Origin of the sequence: Flavobacterium sp. SORGH_AS_0622, assembly GCF_030818825.1 — a bacterium.
Taxonomy (GTDB): Bacteria; Bacteroidota; Bacteroidia; order Flavobacteriales; family Flavobacteriaceae; genus Flavobacterium.
Map to the genome: position 1 here is coordinate 1,036,267 of NZ_JAUTAX010000001.1, position 18,395 is coordinate 1,054,661.

The window sequence follows — 18,395 nt, forward strand, 5'->3', positions numbered from 1 at the left end:
TTATAATGGCAGTATTTGTGTGTCAAGAATGTTTGTTACAGAAGTTCCATTTCCTTCAGTATTCCACATTTTGTATTCAAATTTGATTTTCAGCTCTTCTGCTGGAATTGTTTTGTCTCTATGCATTATTAATGCCTGAGAGTAATCTTTTGAATGCAGCACGCTGTATTCAGATTTTAGATTTTCAGCTCCATCGAGTACTGCAATTGTATTTTGAATTTCTTCTAATGGCATTTTCGGAATATTAAATGGCTCAGGATTACGAATTAAAAGCGCTATGGTCTCTCCAGAATTCGTATCAATAATTCTATTTACCTCAGTGTTTTGAGCAGGATCAAGAGGAGACAATTTTAAGATTCCTTCAATGGCACGGTCAAACAAATGCTGATATTTGGCAGCAATAGAATCACTTAAAGCATTTGTAATGTTTTCACTTTTAGGAGCGATTAAATAATACAAAGCATCAATACGATCTTGATTCATGTTGACCTTCACATCATACATTGCACCTTTCGTTTTTTCTTCATCTAAGAAATAGCTCTGAACCTGTTCTTGGAAATCTTTGTAGCGAGATGTCTGGAATCCAAATTGATGTACCAGAATATTTTTGCTTTCACTTGTAACTCCTATTTGAGCACCATCAAAATAGTTATTGACTAAAACCGTGTAAAGTTTAGAAGGCTTTAAATTGGTTAAACTCGTTTTGTATTTTAATGATTTTGGTTTTAAAGGATCTCCTAACTCTAAGCTGCACTTCATTGTAGAAGTATCTTTAATAAAATTGTTTAATATTTGAATACCTGCCGGAATTCTTGGATCGTTATCGCCGGTCCATTTTTCACTTTCATCATCTACTTCCTCTGGTTTTGGATAAATAATTTCTTCTTCTCCTTCTACTATTTCCTTCATTGGAAATTCGATCAACAAATCAGTCAGCGGATCTTTAATGAAAAGATTTAATGCTCCTTTAATTTCAGGTCTGCCATTATCATATTCAGCCCAGTTTTTAAACAGGTGAGAAGTATACGGACTGTTAAAGAATAAAGAAATAGTACATTCTTTATTTCCATAGAACGAAGGTTTAGACTGCAGTAAACTTCCATCTGCATTTGGATAAGAACGGTTATAATCCAGATAACTTCTTAATGATGTTAATGGAGATTTAGACAATTCTGTCAATTCATTTTTTGCCGGTGGATTTTGGTTTTCTGGCGTTACAGGATCTGGAACAGGATAATGTCCGATTGGTCCAAGTGTTTTAAAACCATAATAATATTTAAATTCAGCTGGGTTCTTTTTATTATCATCAACAGTATCAGTTAATGTAAAATCTAAACAATAGGTTGTATTAGGTCTCCAAATTGGCTGTACCGTATTTTCGACCGCTGCTTTCATTGCTTGAAACTGCTCTGCTACAGCCGGAATATCCAGAATAGTTTTATTATGATAATAATCTTCTTTGCTCAGCCATTCTACACTTTGAATGTAAGTCGTGTAATCTAATTCAGGATCTTCGGAGCTTTCTGTATTCGAACAAATGACATTATCAGTCGTAATTATTTTTGAATTTTTAAGACTTCTTGTAAAATCTAATCCGGTAACTGAGCTTAATGCGGTTATGTTAATACTTCCGTTTGTTAAAGCAGTTGTTGATGTTGTCACTGTAACATTAGCAGCAGGATATAAAGAACAATTATCAAATGCATCACTGAATAATGAAAAATAAATTCCTTTTTCGTTTGATTTAGCAGAAAGCATCATGATCTCATTTACAGAAGGTTCATTTTGAACCTGAATAATAGAAGCATTTTTAATGTCGCTTTCTCTCTGAATTAATCTTGTAAGACCTAATGTTTCATTAAATACGAACAAATAATGTGCATTGTAAGCGACAATAGAATTATTATTTAATGCATTGTTTGATAAATAAACAGCTGAATCAAAAATGGTATCATTTTTTACCAGTGAAACAGTATTACCATCAATTTGCGCTAAACCAAATTTATCGTTCGATAATTTAACCGAAAGTAAAATTTTGTTATTCGTTGTCATTGCATCAACAATTTCAACAATTTCAGTATTTGAAAGTACCTTTGTGTCGGTTACTGTAATAACTTTTGAAGAGATGTTAATACCTAAACGGATGATTTTTTTATCTTTCGTGATCAGGCTAAACTCGGTATCATTATGCTGAAGAACTTTAATTACTTCGTTGTTTATATTAGAATGATAAACAATTGTTCGATCGCTTCCTTTAATCCAGTAAATCTGAGTTTCATTTGATAATGTAGTTATCCAAAGCAAATCATTTCCGGTTAGTGGCAATACTTTGTTAAATCCTAAAGAATAAGTGTTCAAATATTCCGTTCCCAAGATTGGATTTAATTCTTCATCCATTTCAACAATTGCCGTTGCTGCAATAGGAGAAAGGCACCCTACAATAAAATCGAGATCAACAGTTGCTTCTCCGATTCCTTTGCATTGTTCTGCATTTAAAGCCTGAGTTACTAATAAATTACCATTTACAACTTGTAAAGAAGTAACAATGCCGTTAATCAAACGCTCTCTAATAATACTACCTTCTGAATTAACTTGTAACAGAATAGTAGTTTTTGAATTCGTTTCAGGGTGGAATGTTATTACATAAGAATCATTAAATTTAATTACCTGATCAAAAACGTATGAAATTCTTCCTTTATAACCGTAATAATGCGTAAAAGTTAATGCATTTGGATTACCTCCAGAATTAGCATTGTCATTTCCGGCATTCAATTTTAAGATCTCTAAATCGGCTAAAAGAGAATTGTATTTATCAATCTTTTCTGGATCAGTCAATTTAATTTCAGTTTCTCCGATTAGATCATAAGAAGTTTCATCAAATAATGCTGCAATTTCATTTCTAATTTCTTTAATACGTTTTGCATTTGCAGAAAGAGGACTAATTACAATTTTATCGATTTTTTTCTTCTGGTCATCAACCTCTTCACTATATAAAGTTATCTCATTTAAAAATTCTGCTTTGGTATACGTTTGTTGTTCTGAAAGCTCAGTTCCGGTTTTTCTAAAACGAACAGGGATATAAGATGTTAGTTTTTCGCCATCTTCAATTACAGACTGGTAAGCAGAAATTACGACTTCTTTTGCCTGAGTTGTTAGCTTAATTGTAGGATCAATTGCTGATTCAGGGAAAATAATTTCTAATTCGTTATCATTTCTAAATGACAAAGATCTATTGTAGCCAAAAGGATTTCGATCGCTTGTAATACTCATGAAATCTCCGCCTTCAAGAGTATTATTTGCTGTAATTTCAGGAAGTTCACCAAGAAGTTTGAAGAATAATCCATTGATTTTATCTGCTTCATACTGCATCGGCACATAATAACGTTTCCCTATTTGCTTGTTAAGGAAATCTGTATGTTGCTTTTCGATTTCAAAAGAGGCACAAAATAATCTTGATGGTGTAATTCCTAATTGTTCTGGAATATGCCATCCAGGCTCTCCTGCGCTTAAAAAAGAAAACGGATTGGTTGCTAATACACGAATAGAATCATATTGGTCAATTGCTTTCTGCCAATGTGCCCAAGGTAAACTCTTCAAATCATTGGTTCTTTCTTTCTCTAATACAACTGCTTCAAAAGGATTATAATCTACCCATGCAGAACCATTCCAAGATTTTAAATTGATTGATTTAATTCCGTATTCATGTTTCACCTGACGCAATTTTCTACCCGCTTTCGATGTCTCTTCAGGAGGCATCTTATCTGTATAATTTTTAGCATCAGCGGTATATCCTCCAATTTTTTTAGATAACTCAGGATTAGGCAATACACCTTTAGCCATTTTAATATCGATATAAGTATCTAAAGGAATTACTGCGGATATAAACTCGGGTCTTGGAGTACCATTCGCAAAGACTTTATCTTTATCGTAATTTTTATCTCCAATAGATTTAAAATAATCAAGAGCAAATGCCTGATTGGTTAACATATGAACTCCTTTTACGTTCTCTAAAGTTCTGTCGTCCTCACCATCTCCAACTGTTCCTTTTGGCAGCGGACTATATGGCGTACGATCTACAATTCGGTTAATGTCCCACTGAAGTTCAACTTTAAAGTTTTTACGAACTCTTACAAAACCAATTCTTACTCGGACACTTAATTCCAGTTTTGCATAAATTAAAAATGGCTTAAAGGACTCTACAGAGAATATTGTATCCAAAGCAATTTCTACATTAATAATCAAAAGTTTGATTTGGATTCCTCCGCCGGCAGTAATGTAACCACCCATTTGAGGACGTTTAAACGAAATTTTGCCTCCTAGTTCTAGATAGGCCCAAAGTTTAACTTTGGCAGGACCAAAACTCTGCTGCAATTTGAAATCTAATCTTGCGCCGGCTTCAATTCCCTGAGCAGAAATCATAATAAAAGATTTTGCTGTAAATAAGGTTAAGACTTCTGCTGTGATTGGGTCTTTTTTGCTTCCGAGATTTACATACCAAGGCTTTTGATTCTTAAAGAAGAACCCAGCTTCTAATAGTGCATGAAGTTTAATAATTTGACCACTGTCTTTTGGAATGCTGAAATCTGCTCCAGCTGCCAATTCTAACGAATCATCACCAAAGGCAACCATCGCAAAAAATGGCGGATTACTAGGATCTGTTTCAATAAGTCCTAAACGTCCCGAAATAACATTAAGCCCTGCTTCAATATAAAACAAAGTAGGCAGAGACAGCAGCAGCATTGCTCTCAAAGAGAGTACATGACCGCCATCTGCAACTGTACCGAAAGTAGCTCCGGCTCCAATAGAAAATGGAGTGTCATATTCCATCGAATCTGGCGGTCCGCTGAATTTTTTAATGTTAATACCCGGCTTTGGATGTTTATAGAAGTCATACCAAGAATCGTCTTTTGTTAATCCTGCGGCTTGTTTGGTGGCAACATATCTAAATCCTAATAATCCTCTAAAAGCATTAATAGCCAGGAATCCAAGTGGAATAGGAACAGGTAGATCAATATTAGCATCGATTAAAAAAGCTGGATATTTGGGCATAAAACGCATTCCAACACTTCCTGAAATTTTTGCTTTAGGAAGTTTTAATCCAACCTCACCAATAAACTCCTTAGATTTACCAGGCTCAGGAAGCGTAATCATACCGTGGATAATAGCCATAGCAGAAGCTTCTGTAGCAGTTCCTGGAATAATTAAATCAACTTCAATAGTTTGAATTCTGATAAATGAATCTTTTGAACCTCCATCAACAGCATAATAATATTTAACACCTTCACCACGTGCATCTACTCCAAGCGGATTGATACTAATGGCACCATCAAATCCCCAGAAATTATATTTACGGCCGTTAATTTGAGTCGAACCAAAGTTAATATTGGTAACTGCCATTTGAACAGGACCCAAATTAACAGAAAGACTAATCGGAATAGGAATTGATCCTCCTTCGACTTCAATGTTTCCATCGCTGTAAACACGAAGTTTTTCAACTTCAAAGCCTTTTCCTTTTAATAAACTGCCCATTAAAGTTTCTTTAGGAAAAGAAACAGAACAAGATGTGCCTAAATAGTAATCATCGTCTTGTTTACCAAGCTCGAAACTGTTAAAATCTATGTTTACAAGATCAAATAGATTTGCTCTTGGCTTATTATCTTTAGCAAATGAAGCTGTAAGATTGAAATCTCCATCATCGTATAAGTGACCTTCGAGGCCAACCTTTAATGCATTATTATCTTCTCCCTTAAGTTTAGGAATTTCTAAAGCTCCTTTAATATTAGAGCTGACAACTTTGTTTTGTTTGAAAGTTATATCAAATTTATTGAAACCTACTTTGAAACCTTTTTCAGAAGAACCAATAGTTTTCCAAAGAGTATTATCTTCTATTTCCAGCAAAAATGCCTGATAATCCATAGCGCTGCTAAAAGAATAATCTGTATTCGCATTTATTACTGAAGATTGTAATCCAGCTTTTGTTTTTAATGCTAATGGAAATTTAAAAACGTAAGGTAATTTGGCTGCGTATAACTTTTGCAAATAAACAAGCAAAGCAGGGTAGTCAGCAATTTCTTTTTCATTTACAACGCCATTTACTTCGTCTTTTTCAAACATTGTAATGGGGTAGTAGAAATCGAATTTTTCATTAAAATAATTAAATGAACCACTTTTTGGAGCTGGGACACTTTCCAGATAAATATTTCCAGAAAGACCGCCAGAACCCACTAACAAATCTGAAGCCCCAATTTTTAATGTTGAAGGATTGTCTGGATCGTCTTTAGAATAAAACCACTTTGAAGGCAGTTTAACAGAAGCGGCGCGGGCATAAACTCCAACGAAATCATTTGGTCGTCCGTCTGCATCAGCTTCTGGAATATTGGTTTTCTTGCTTAAATCGACTTTTAAAGTATCTAATTCCAGTATTAAACCTGTATTACCAATCATGGCATTTGCAGGCGTTAATGTACCTCCTAATTCTGCCTGGTAACCAATACCAGCTTCTGTATCTGCATACAATTGCGCTTTGGCAAATACGAAGGTGGACTTTGTTGCTGGATTTGGAAAAGCAGAGCCGTCTGGTTCAACAGGCTTTAGAATGCTTTGTGGGAATTCGATACCAGCACTTAATTCTAATGTGGCTTTGGCCTTTGGAGTAATGATTCTCTTAATATGAGCTTCGATTCCGTCTGGAGCTACAATATTGTAGAAATCTTGTAATTTTTGCTTGATTTCGTTTACAGTGAAACCTGATTTAGCAATATAAACACCAAATAATAATAACGGAATCGATTTTGTAATTGCATTATTATTGTTGATTAATGTGATAATACTATCAATTGATTGCTCAACATCTTCTCCAAATCCTAATTCTTCAAAAGTTGGATCTTCTTTTAGTTCATCTAAAGAGTTAATATCTGCTAAAAGCTGTTCGTATTTGGTTTTTCCTTCTTCGGCTTCAACAAAAATATTCATCATGTGGGCAATCACTTGTTCTTCGCTGATGCGGAAAACCTGAAGACCTACAGAATAAAAATCCTGTATAGAGAAAGAAAAACTGCTGGAGCTAAATGTTTTTAAAAAAGCTAAAATTTCCCATTGATATTCCAGTGTAATTGGAAACGATGAAATAGACTGATCTCCGTCTTTTAAATCTGGATTAAGGACAAGTTTAAGATCAAATGGCAGCGGAAGCGCTAGTTGACTGCTGGTTACAATATCAAGACTGTAAAAAGCAGAATCACCTCGATATCCTTTTGAATATTGTAAATTTTTATAATGTATTTTATCGAAAATAGAATTTAGACCATTTTCAACAAATGATAGAAATTCGGGTAAGTCGTCTACAGTAATAACCTCCGATAATCGAGGATAATATCTTGCTGCAGGAATTGGATGTGCAGGAATAGGATTAGTTGGCATATTCTAATTTGTTTTTGACTTTATTTTGGTTCGTGTTTCGGCATGATTAAGTTGGGAGTATAAAACAAACAGGGTTTGCAAATGATTAAAACGTTCATTAGTTTTTGTTCAGTTTTATGTTTTTTGAGTTCAAAAAGATGTTTCAAAAAACAGCCTGATTTGAATTGTTTTTGAAGTGTTTTTCTTTATTACAGTGTAAAGATCTGTCTAAAATTGGGGTTTAAAAAGCAGATGCATAGTGGTTTAACATGGATGTTCTGAGGCTTTACAGAGTTGTAAAGGAAGTGGATGAGTCTTGCGGTTTGAATTAGGAATTAACAGAAGCGATTCTGTTTTTGGGAAGCAAATCAAGATTGCCCAGATATAATAAATTATGTAATTTTTTATAATGATCTTACATTAGAATATCTGAGCTATCGAGATTGAAAAAACATCTAAAATATATTGTCTTTTTATTTATGAATTATTTTCTAATTCTTTCAATTAAAGTTGAAGTAATTTTGATATAAGACCTTATTGCTTGATTTTTAAGATTAGCATTGGTGGAATCTTTAAATTCTATTAAATTTCTGCAAACTATTTCTACTGACACATCAGCAAGGTTTTTAAAACTTGATTTGTTTATACTGTCATAAACGTAATATTCATTAAACATTCCTAAATTTTGATCCCATCCTGTGTGACTTGCTGCTAAAGTTGCTGTAGTGTCTGTTTTGTTAATACTATCAATCAAAATTAATTCATTAAGGTACCCTTCTCCATAATGATTTGGAGAAAGTAAAGCATTTTTAAATTTTATCACTATTTGAAATTTACTGATTTCTGGAGGAATGTTTCCGCTACCGAAAATAGTGTTGTCTACATTAGCTATCATAGTTAATCTACCAAGAAAACTATTAGATAAAGTTCCTGAATTAAAGGAACCTAGCAATGTATCTTGTGTAGTATTAGTACTAATGTATGGAGATGGTGTATCAATAATTTTTTGTTCTCCATTTAATAGAATCTTAATGTAGCTATTGTCATCTTCTGTAAGCATATATCTTATGCCATTTCTAGTAGTCCAAAGTTTTCCGTAAGCATCACGCTCAATAGCTCCATTTTGTGGTGTTGTAGTGAAAGTACCATTAGGAATCACTAATGCAGGTTTGTCAATTGTTCCAGCACTAAGTTCAAGTGTTTTTGCAGTAATATTTCCCTCTTTGCTAATTGTAGAAGTAGTATCGGTTCCGTTACTACCTGCAAAGACTAGACCCGTTCCTGTGGAAACTGATTTAATATTTGCTCCTGTTCCAGCGTTTGAAATATTAACATTGTCATTTTTTGTATTACCTGTAATTAAGACAGTTTTATTAGCTGAATTAGGAGAGTTTACATATAAAGCAACTCCATTACCGTAACAGTAAAAATGCCCGGCATAACCCGAATTGGTTTGAGATAGGATACCTTTCCCTTTTGTGTTGTCACAAAACAAACTCGTTCCTGAACTTGATGATAGAGCAATGTTTTTTGAATCGTTATTGTCAGAAGTATTATTAATTACAATTCCGGCATTTTGTGGATAAGAAGTATTTGTTGCAGTTTTTACACCCGAAAATGTCTGATTTCCAGATAATTTCATGTTGTTGCTATCTGATTGCTCTACCAAATCTTTTAATACTTTTCCTTGTCTGGCATCTAATGCTTTTCCTTCGGTTGTACAATCTAAAGCATTATAATTTTCTGTTTGGAGATTGTTTAGATCGCTAAACTCTAATTCACCTTTTTCATTGGTCTTTAAAATTTTGTTACGCTGATTTGTTTCTAAATCTGCCACTCTAATTCTGTTGTGATTTGTACTCATTTTTAATTAATTATTTACGGGTTTTAAAAATTACAGGCTTGTATTCAGTTATTTTAGGGGTAACCGTAATTAATTCAAGCTGAAGTATACTTCAAAAAGACTTTTTGATAATCTTTTATAATGTACAATGCAACTTGAAAAATTATTGTTTAAAAATTGTGTTAGTGGCGTCACAATAGATTTTTGTTTTACAGGAATGTAAACAAAGAATAAGGTTTGGGTATTAGCTTAAAAATAAAGACAATAGAAGAGTAGGGAAACCTAAAGTTTTAAGTTTCCAAATTGGTTTTTAAAATGTAATTTTTGGGTTTTCTTAGAAGATCTTTAATTTTAAAAACAACTCAAAGATTCTTGTCTTTGAGTTGTTTTTTTATTTAGTAAATAGCAACAAAACTTATAAAGTAAGTTCCAGTTTTATTTCCAAACTTGTATTTTCTGCTCATTTATTATTTTTGAGCTAATATAAGAAATACGTTACGTTCACGAGCAGGACGCTCGCGCCAGCGGAGGGCGAATACCTAAAAATTAGGAATTGGTAATAACTCGTCTGTGAGGAAATAATTCATTTGTTCATTAGTTAGATTACAAATTTGTCTGCATGTTTCAAGATCTAATGGAGCTGGCTGATTAGGAAAAAAATATTCTTTATCATAAGTGCTTTGTGAATTCAAAAGAATTTCAATTAAATTTCCAATCTCATCGTATTTTGCTCTAAAAACCTTAAAATCTTTATCCAGAATAGTACCATCTTCTAAATTTGGTAAACAATAGTTATTGTAAATATCTTCACTATAGAAATACTTAACAGAACCGTCATGTAAAGGTTGATTGTTGATAATATCAATTTGATTGTATGCAATTATTCTTCCTTTACTATCTCTTATCAGGCTGTTTTTTAATTCTAGAATCCCATCTTCAATATAATCTTCATTTTCTATAGTATAATTGCCTGAATTTTGTCTAGTTCTAATTCTAAAAACATTTGTATTAGGATATTCTTTAGATAAATTTTCTAAAACATTACTTTCATTGTTGTCTTTGTAATAAGTTACATGAAAATTTCCATTTGCATATTTGTTTTCAATTTTTTTTACTACATTATTGTCATGAAATTCTTTTTTATAGCCATTCATTTTTAGAGCTTGAATTTCTGAAATAGATTCGTTAAAAAAATTCTTATATAATACTACCATAATTATTTTGTTTTTATTGTTAAATCCGGTTGTAGTCTTCTATCTGTTTTAGTGATGTCAAATACATTAAAATCTGTGGATTTTGGTGTATTTGGTTTGTTCGTCATATTAGAAATATCTTCTGCTAATGTATAAATATTTCCTTCACTATCTATTCTTAGAAGAGCGAAAGCGTTTATTTGATCTTTTGTATTTGCATGATAAAGTGCTTTCTCAATTTCTTCAAGATCATTAAATCTTCTTCTTTTATTTAATTGCTTAATTATAATCGCTCTGTTTTTTTCAAACAATTCAATGTTTTTTGCAGTTAAATTCCGTATATGTAATCTTCTAATATATCCAGAAATACCCGATCGCGCAGATTTAAACTCGATCGTTAGCGCGGATTTGCAATCCGTGCCCGCAAAGATGAGTATGGGTAAAAGTTGAGCATTTCCAAAATAAATACAACAAAACAACATCTAAATCATTTCCTGCATAATTCCTTGTCGAACTACTAAAAAGTAAAGCATAAAATCTGTACTTTTTATTTTTTTAGATCTTGAAGGAATTACTTTGCGGGCACAGATTGCAAATCTGCGCTATCGGGAGTTTAAGAGATTTGGTTTTCTCTTTTGATTTAAAAACAACTTAAAGATTTTTAGCTTTAAGTCGTTTTATTTTTTTGTAAATATATTTTAGGACAAGACAAGAAGATCAATTCATATCAATTCAAAAAACATTTTCAGGCAAGTATTCAAACTTTTGTCTAGAACAAGAAATACGTTACGTTCACGAGCGGGACGCTCGCGCTAGCGTGGCGGTCGAGGAATTAATAACCTTTTTTTATTTTAAATTCTTCCCACAATTGATTTGTTCTTTCTTGATTAGGAATTCCTCCACTTCCTCCATTTCTTTCACATACAGAATCGATATAATCTAAAAAATCATAATCTAATGATGGTAATCTAAAATCTGTTTGCTTCTTAACATCAGATTTAGAATCTATTGTAATTTTAGTTGGTTCTGATTGATCTACATAATGTCCTGTAATATATAATGTTTTTATAGAATCATAAGGATTTGGTAATTTTTTAAATTTATCAAAGGCAGAATTGTCATTAAACAGGTCCCAACAAAATAATGCGTGAATTAAACCAGCATCAAGACTTCTGGCACTTGACAAATTAAAAGTATCATCAATTTGAGGAATATTTTTTCTAAAATCATTTAAAGAAATTACATTTTTCAATAAATCTGGCGCTATTATTTCAACAATATTTAATAGATTATGTTGTCTGTTAATTTTATTTATCCAATTTTCAGTAACGCCTACAGTGAGATTCCATTCCTCCATTTTTGATAAGAAATCTTTAAATAATAATATTCCAGATGTATCTGATTCTGTTTTTCGTCCTGTTATTTGCTTTTTAAATTCTTCGAGTTTGTCTTGAAAATTTTCCATAAGTTTATTCTAGTTATAAAAATCTATTAGTTGATTTAAAATATCCCCTGCTGGCGCGAGCGTCCCGCTCGTGCACATGCAGAAGATCAATTCATATCAATTCAAAAAACATTTTCAGGCAAGTATTCAAACTTTTGTCCAGAACAAGAAATACTTTACGTTCACGAGCGGGACGCTCGCGCCAGCATGGGCAAATCTGCGCTATCGTTGCGGAGCGATCGGGTTCTAAATCCTTAGAAAGGATTAAATCCTTTTTTTACTTTATCAATTAGAAAATTAATATATTCAGATAATTTCTTGTCTAAATTTGTAATAGGAGGAAGATAATCTAATGTTGGTAGATACGCTTGATAAACATATGGATTATCACCTTCATCCAAATACACAAATAAAAATTGTTCAGAGGAGTTATAAACATCAATAACAAAGAAGGGTCTTATTATTTTTTTATTGAATTCAAGTAATTTTTCTCTTGAGATTTCTTGCATTTCTTGTTGAGTATCATACTGGCCTTTTGTTAGAACATAGCAAAAATCGCCACCTAAATACAGTAGCTCTGTTAGGGCCTTTGGGAATGCTTCTCCATTGTTATATGATTGCTCCAATTGTTGTATTTCATTGAGTGAAATACCTCTTATCTCAAAATTCATTGATTTGCCATGTTTAACAGGATTATCCTGTAAATAGGTTAGAATGTCTATATTCATTATTTCTTTTTTAAAGTTCTGACTACCCGATCGCGCAGATTTACCCTCGATCGTTAGCGCGGATTTGCAATCCGTGCCCGCAAAGATTGGTTGGACGCAATGCAACTCAAAAAAAATTAATTTTCGTTGATGTTTTTTGAAAGGCTATAGATTTTTTTCAAAACAGATCTAACAAAACAACATCTAAATCATTTTCTAAGTCTGCGTAATTCCTTGCCGAACTAAAATAATAATCTTCAGCCGAACTGACAGTTTTATCTTTTATGGGATTGTTGTGGATATAATCAATTTTTTGCTTAATAAATTTATTGCTGTAAATATGTTCTGCATGGTAACCATTTTGCCAGACTTTATAGGTTTGTTCCTTCTTTAGATGCTCGCATGACTTTTGAAAATATTCCAACATCCATTCTCTTCTGCTTTCAGGTTCGCCCATTATGGTTTGTATTATTTTTTTTGATGTAAATTTTTTAAAATCCCTAATAATATCAGATAATATGAAACCATTAGTTCCTTTGCAGAGCAGATGAATATGACTGCTCATAATACAATAAGCATAAATTTCTAAACCTTTATTTTGCTGACAATATTTTAAAGCATTTATTAAAACGTTTTTCTGGCTTAGTCTTGTAAAGATATCTATCCATCCTACAACTGTTATAGTTATAAAATAGGCTTCCTCAGTCGTTGTTGCTTTATATTTTGTTGACACTGTCTTTTTTCCTATAAAAATAAAAAGTAAAATGTAAAACTGTACTTTTTATTTTTTTTGGATATTGAAGGAATTACTTTGCCGGCACGGATTGCAAATCCGCGCTATCGTTGCGCAGATAGATCTGCGCTATCGGGTCGGGTTTTATTTAGAAGGGATTGTATCCTTTTTTTACCATATCAACATGTACCTTGATGAAATCAGATAAAGTCCTTTTTAGACTTGTAAAAGGCAAAATATCATTTCTGGTTGGTAAATGAGCTTGGTAAACTATAGGGTTATCACCTTCATCTAAATAAACATATAAAAATTGTTCACCAGGATTGTGAGCATCAATAGCAAAAAATGGTCTTGTTATGCTTTTATTATAATTTGATAGCCATTCTCTAACTTCTGTTTGTAACTCTTCTTGATTATTACCTGCATAGTCTAAGACATAACAATCGTTACCCGCAAGATACAATAATTCTCTAAGTGCTTGTGGGAATAGATTACCATTATTATAAAGTTGTTCTAAATCTTCTATTTCTTCAATAGAAATTGGTTTTATTGGAAAATTAAATGTTTTTCCGTAATGTATGGGATTATCTCTTAAATAAGTGAGTTTTTCTATATTCATGATTATTCGTTTATCATATTTTTAACATTGTCCATTCTAATTGCGTCTCGATGAGCAATAAATTTAATTTCTAAAATCTTATTTTCTGAATTGGCATATATTTTTGCCGCCTGTAAAAATTTTTGACATGATGTACAAGTATATAGTGTAGATTCTATTTCAATAACAAATTTATTACCCGTTCGCGCAGATTTACTCTCAATCGTTCGCGCGGATTTGCAATCCGTGCCCGCAACAGTTATACACAAAACAAATCATTAAAATAAAAGTCACACAAATTAATGCGCTTTTTTACACTTACAAAGAAAACAAACCAATCTTTGCGGGTACGGATTACAAATCCGCGCTATCGTTGTTATATAATTTCGATATTTGGATTTGAAACGAGTTGATAGCCAACGAAATTTACATTTCCTAATACATTTGGATAGGTATCGTTTAATAAATCAATAAATAAGTTTAATAGATTTACTAAACTTGTTGTTTTTACAGGGATGGACCAATTCATCAATTTAAATGACGGATCTTTTTTAGCATTTTCAAATTCATTAAGACTAGTAACTGAAATTTCATTTCCTAAAGATTGAATTAATGTTTTAGTTTGGTTAAATATTTCAATAATTGTTGCTTTATCTGTATCGTTGGTTATATCATCAAATACTATACTTACAAAACTTAAACATTCTCCTGTTCTATTTAAATCAAAATCAATATACATGTCTTGAACTTCTTGAGAATATTTATGTAGTCCGTTTGCTTCAAAAACTTGGCAGACATATTGACTTACCAATTGAATAAAATTTGGATTAATCCAAAAAGATTTGTCTTTTCTCTTTATTAGTACTTCACTCATTATTATAGTTTTATTCGTTAATTAGTATAAAATAATTTGGGGTATTCCTTAAGTTTTTATAAAAATAATTAGGATCATTTAATTTGTTTAAAATTAAATTCTTAATTATAGGGTCATTATCTAAATATCTTAAACCCGATCGCGCAGATTTACCCTCGATCGTTAGCGCGGATTTGCAATCCGTGCTCGCAAAGATTGGTTGGACGCAATGCAACTCAAAAAAAATTAATTTTCGTTGATGTTTTTTTTGGAAGGCTATAGATTTTTTTCAAAACAGATTTAACAAAACAACATCTAAATCATTTTCTAAGCCAGTATAATTCCTTGCCGAACTAAAATAATAATCTTCAGCCGAACTGACAGTTTTATCTTTTATGGGATTGTTGTGGATATAATCAATTTTTTGCTTAATAAATTTATTGCTGTAAATATGTTCTGCATGGTAACCATTTTGCCAGATTTTATAGGTTTGTTCCTTCTTTAGATGCTCGCATGATTTTTGAAAATATTCCAATATCCATTCTCTTCTGCTTTCAGGTTCGCCTATTATGGTTTGTATTATTTTTTTTGATGTAAATTTTTTAAAATCCCTAATAATATCAGACAATATTTTTAAAGCATTTATTAAAACGTTTTTCTGGCTTAGTCTTGTAAAGATATCTATCCATCCTACAACGGTTATAGTTATAAAATAGGCGTCTTCAGTAGTTGTTGCTTTGTATTTTGTTGACATTGTCTTTTTTTCCTACAAAAATAAAAAGTAAAATATAAAACTTTACTTTTTATTTTTTTGGATATTGAAGGAATTACTTTGCGGGCACGGATTGCAAATCCGCGCTATCGTTGCGGAAATATATCTGCGCGATCGGGCATTATTTCATAAAATTTAGTAATGATTGTAAAATTTCTTTAATATCGGTTAGAGGAAAATTTTCTAAAGTTTCATCATAATACTCTTCTAAAAATAGGTCAAAAGTCATGTTGCTTTTAATTATCCCTGTATATTGTTGTAAGCCTAGTTCTACACTCCATTCTTTATCTTCATCAGGAAGTAAATTTCCTTTTAAGGCTAAGTTTAAAACTATAAGAAAATTCTGTAGCATTTGTTTTTGATTTACAAATCTATTTAAGTAAATTGCTAAATTCAATGAACTACAAGTTATTTTAATTTCTCCATCGATTTGTTTGTAAAATTTGATTCCATAATTTCTTAAGGTTGATGTGCTCATATTGATTTTTTTTAATTTTAAAAGTGTTGAGGATATATACTTTGTAGTTTTCCTAATAAAGGATTTGAATTATTACTTAAATATACAATTTCTAATTTATGATTATCACTTGCTTTTGAAACATAAGTAAATGAATATTGACCAAGAGAGTTACGTTCAACTTTATTAGGTTTTAATCTGTCAATTTTAGAAAGTACATAAGCCATTTCCTCATTTATTCGTTCTGTAGAATAGCTGACAGGAAAATATACGTTTTCTCCCTTTTTGTTAGCAATACTGCTTCCGCTTCCGTTTACAAAATCCGCGCCAGCAGTGAATGTGCCTTTAAGATGATCTAAATTCAAGCCATTCAATCAATAATAATTTTAAGTCATCCATGTGGATTGTTTTATGCCCGTCAATCCAAAAGTAAGGAGTGATAAAATTGACATCAAAGACTGATAATTCTTCCGCACTATCAAGAAATGATGGATCGTAAAGCTGATTATTTTGTATTAACTGAAGTGTTTCTATTAAATAACTAATAACAGCTTTAGGTAAAAATTGAATAATATTTAGCCTTGTATAATTGCCACTTGCATTGCTTGAATCTAAAATGTATCCTAATTCATTAAAAGCTCCCATTTTCTTGTAAAATTTTAAATTTAGCTCTTCTTGTTTCTTCATATTATTATTGTTTTAAGGATTATACTGCTTAACAATTGTCATCAAAGATAAATGATTTACCTGTAGTGCTCCTGTTACTGGATCTAAATCATAAGTTCGTTGTATAAACCCCGATCGCGCAGATTTACCCTCGATCGTTAGCGCGGATTTGCAATCCGTGCCCGCAAAGATTGGTTGGACGCAATGCAACTCAAAAAAAATTAATTTTCGTTGATGTTTTTTGAAAGGCTATAGATTTTTTTCAAAACAGATCTAACAAAACAACATCTAAATCATTTTCTAAGTCTGCGTAATTCCTTGCCGAACTAAAATAATAATCTTCAGCCGAACTGACAGTTTTATCTTTTATGGGATTGTTGTGGATATAATCAATTTTTTGCTTAATAAATTTATTGCTGTAAATATGTTCTGCATGGTAACCATTTTGCCAGACTTTATAGGTTTGTTCCTTCTTTAGATGCTCGCATGACTTTTGAAAATATTCCAACATCCATTCTCTTCTGCTTTCAGGTTCGCCCATTATGGTTTGTATTATTTTTTTTGATGTAAATTTTTTAAAATCCCTAATAATATCAGATAATATGAAACCATTAGTTCCTTTGCAGAGCAGATGAATATGACTGCTCATAATACAATAAGCATAAATTTCTAAACCTTTATTTTGCTGACAATATTTTAAAGCATTTATTAAAACGTTTTTCTGGCTTAGTCTTGTAAAGATATCTATCCATCCTACAACTGTTATAGTTATAAAATAGGCTTCCTCAGTCGTTGTTGCTTTATATTTTGTTGACACTGTCTTTTTTCCTATAAAAATAAAAAGTAAAATGTAAAACTGTACTTTTTATTTTTTTTGGATATTGAAGGAATTACTTTGCCGGCACGGATTGCAATCCGCACCCGCAACAGTAATACACAAAACAAATCATTAAAACAAAAGTCACGCAAATTAATGCGCTTTTTTACACTTACAAAGAAAACTAATCTTTGCGGGCACGGATTGCAAATCCGCGCTATCGTTGCGGAGATAGATCTGCGCTATCGGGTTAGTCTCATTATAAACATTAAAAGATTTATAACTTAATCCTTTTTCCATTAATTTGGCTTCAATATATTCGTGTGCAACGAATTACAAATCCGCGCTATCATTGTGGAGATAAATCCGCGCGATAGGGTTTGCGGAGCTAAATCTGCGCGACCGGATTAATGCAAATTTTATTAAAATGGATTATAACCTTGTTTTACTCTATCAATAAGACTGTTTATATATTCAGAGAGGCTTTTATTTAAACTTGCGAAATGTTTAATATTATTTTGCTCAGGAAGAAAAGCCTGATAAACAAAAGGGTTATTTCCTTCATCTAAATAAACATATAGAAATTGTTCGGGTCCGTTATAAACATCAATAACAAAGAAAGGCCTAGATATATTTTTATTATATTTAAGTAGCCATTTCCTAGCAGAAATTTGTAATTCATTCTGTATTTCTTCCTCTGTTTCATTCCAACCATAATCCAAAACATAACAATAGTTACCTGCCAAAAAGAGTAATTCGCGTAATGCCTTTGGAAAAGTATTACCATTATTATATAATTGTTCTAAAGTTTCTATTTCTTGTAAAGAAATGGGTTCAATTGTTCCTTGATAATCTGTATCATTTGGATATTTAGATGGATAATTCTTTAATTGTTCTAAAAATTTTATGTCCAT

The 18,395-nt window shown here is 31.8% G+C and carries 15 protein-coding genes; all 15 read right to left on the bottom strand.

Features of this window, described 5'->3' with window-relative positions; all coding sequences use genetic code 11:
• The 15 genes from QE431_RS04450 to QE431_RS04520 all read right to left on the bottom strand — a co-directional run bounded on the left by QE431_RS04450 (window position 1) and on the right by QE431_RS04520 (window position 18,395).
• A complete protein-coding gene (locus QE431_RS04450; RefSeq protein WP_307293027.1) occupies window positions 1-7,419 on the bottom strand; it encodes a hypothetical protein in 7,419 nt (2,472 codons plus the stop codon).
• 463 nt (window positions 7,420-7,882) lie between these two features.
• The gene (locus QE431_RS04455) at window positions 7,883-9,262 is read right to left on the bottom strand and encodes a hypothetical protein (protein WP_307293028.1); all 1,380 of its coding nucleotides are present in this window, start codon (window positions 9,260-9,262) and stop codon (window positions 7,883-7,885) included.
• A 518-nt stretch (window positions 9,263-9,780) separates the two neighbouring features.
• The gene (locus tag QE431_RS04460) at window positions 9,781-10,455 is read right to left on the bottom strand and encodes a hypothetical protein (protein ID WP_281867623.1); all 675 of its coding nucleotides are present in this window, start codon (window positions 10,453-10,455) and stop codon (window positions 9,781-9,783) included.
• A 2-nt stretch (window positions 10,456-10,457) separates the two neighbouring features.
• Window positions 10,458-10,745, bottom strand: coding sequence for a hypothetical protein (locus QE431_RS04465; RefSeq protein WP_307293031.1), 288 nt, complete (start codon window positions 10,743-10,745; stop codon window positions 10,458-10,460).
• A 521-nt stretch (window positions 10,746-11,266) separates the two neighbouring features.
• Window positions 11,267-11,899 (bottom strand): hypothetical protein, encoded by a 633-nt coding sequence (locus QE431_RS04470; protein WP_307293033.1) that lies wholly within the window; start codon window positions 11,897-11,899, stop codon window positions 11,267-11,269.
• 233 nt (window positions 11,900-12,132) lie between these two features.
• Window positions 12,133-12,606, bottom strand: coding sequence for a hypothetical protein (locus QE431_RS04475; protein WP_307293035.1), 474 nt, complete (start codon window positions 12,604-12,606; stop codon window positions 12,133-12,135).
• Window positions 12,607-12,763: 157 nt separating this feature from the next.
• Window positions 12,764-13,318, bottom strand: a complete 555-nt coding sequence (locus tag QE431_RS04480) for a transposase (RefSeq protein WP_307293037.1) — start codon at window positions 13,316-13,318, stop codon at window positions 12,764-12,766.
• A 148-nt stretch (window positions 13,319-13,466) separates the two neighbouring features.
• Window positions 13,467-13,937, bottom strand: coding sequence for a hypothetical protein (locus QE431_RS04485; RefSeq protein ID WP_057115046.1), 471 nt, complete (start codon window positions 13,935-13,937; stop codon window positions 13,467-13,469).
• Between the two features lie 355 nt (window positions 13,938-14,292).
• Window positions 14,293-14,790, bottom strand: coding sequence for a hypothetical protein (locus QE431_RS04490; RefSeq protein ID WP_057115048.1), 498 nt, complete (start codon window positions 14,788-14,790; stop codon window positions 14,293-14,295).
• A gap of 268 nt (window positions 14,791-15,058) precedes the next feature.
• Window positions 15,059-15,523 carry a transposase gene (locus tag QE431_RS04495; protein WP_307293041.1) on the bottom strand — a complete coding sequence of 155 codons (465 nt, stop codon included), beginning with the start codon at window positions 15,521-15,523 and terminating at the stop codon, window positions 15,059-15,061.
• A 139-nt stretch (window positions 15,524-15,662) separates the two neighbouring features.
• Window positions 15,663-16,019: a hypothetical protein gene (locus tag QE431_RS04500; RefSeq protein ID WP_307293043.1), complete on the bottom strand. Its 357-nt coding sequence runs from the start codon at window positions 16,017-16,019 to the stop codon at window positions 15,663-15,665.
• Between the two features lie 17 nt (window positions 16,020-16,036).
• Window positions 16,037-16,372, bottom strand: a complete 336-nt coding sequence (locus QE431_RS04505; protein WP_128415018.1) for a hypothetical protein — start codon at window positions 16,370-16,372, stop codon at window positions 16,037-16,039.
• Complete coding sequence (locus QE431_RS04510) at window positions 16,344-16,685, bottom strand: hypothetical protein (RefSeq protein ID WP_057119910.1); 342 nt, start codon at window positions 16,683-16,685, stop codon at window positions 16,344-16,346. The genes QE431_RS04505 and QE431_RS04510 overlap by 29 nt, the downstream gene beginning before the upstream one ends.
• 241 nt (window positions 16,686-16,926) lie before the next feature.
• Window positions 16,927-17,481, bottom strand: a complete 555-nt coding sequence (locus QE431_RS04515) for a transposase (protein WP_307293037.1) — start codon at window positions 17,479-17,481, stop codon at window positions 16,927-16,929.
• A gap of 422 nt (window positions 17,482-17,903) precedes the next feature.
• Complete coding sequence (locus QE431_RS04520; RefSeq protein WP_307293052.1) at window positions 17,904-18,395, bottom strand: hypothetical protein; 492 nt, start codon at window positions 18,393-18,395, stop codon at window positions 17,904-17,906.

What these genes read in the sequence shown, in the direction of transcription:
- QE431_RS04450 (WP_307293027.1), bottom strand. Translation starts at nt 7,419, where the DNA reads ATGCCAACTAATCCTATTCCTGCACATCCAATTCCTGCAGCAAGATAT.
- QE431_RS04520 (WP_307293052.1), bottom strand. Translation starts at nt 18,395, where the DNA reads ATGGACATAAAATTTTTAGAACAATTAAAGAATTATCCATCTAAATAT.
- QE431_RS04510 (WP_057119910.1), bottom strand. Translation starts at nt 16,685, where the DNA reads ATGAAGAAACAAGAAGAGCTAAATTTAAAATTTTACAAGAAAATGGGA.
- QE431_RS04490 (WP_057115048.1), bottom strand. Translation starts at nt 14,790, where the DNA reads ATGAGTGAAGTACTAATAAAGAGAAAAGACAAATCTTTTTGGATTAAT.
- QE431_RS04460 (WP_281867623.1), bottom strand. Translation starts at nt 10,455, where the DNA reads ATGGTAGTATTATATAAGAATTTTTTTAACGAATCTATTTCAGAAATT.
- QE431_RS04485 (WP_057115046.1), bottom strand. Translation starts at nt 13,937, where the DNA reads ATGAATATAGAAAAACTCACTTATTTAAGAGATAATCCCATACATTAC.
- QE431_RS04475 (WP_307293035.1), bottom strand. Translation starts at nt 12,606, where the DNA reads ATGAATATAGACATTCTAACCTATTTACAGGATAATCCTGTTAAACAT.
- QE431_RS04455 (WP_307293028.1), bottom strand. Translation starts at nt 9,262, where the DNA reads ATGAGTACAAATCACAACAGAATTAGAGTGGCAGATTTAGAAACAAAT.
- QE431_RS04470 (WP_307293033.1), bottom strand. Translation starts at nt 11,899, where the DNA reads ATGGAAAATTTTCAAGACAAACTCGAAGAATTTAAAAAGCAAATAACA.
- QE431_RS04495 (WP_307293041.1), bottom strand. Translation starts at nt 15,523, where the DNA reads ATGTCAACAAAATACAAAGCAACAACTACTGAAGACGCCTATTTTATA.
- QE431_RS04500 (WP_307293043.1), bottom strand. Translation starts at nt 16,019, where the DNA reads ATGAGCACATCAACCTTAAGAAATTATGGAATCAAATTTTACAAACAA.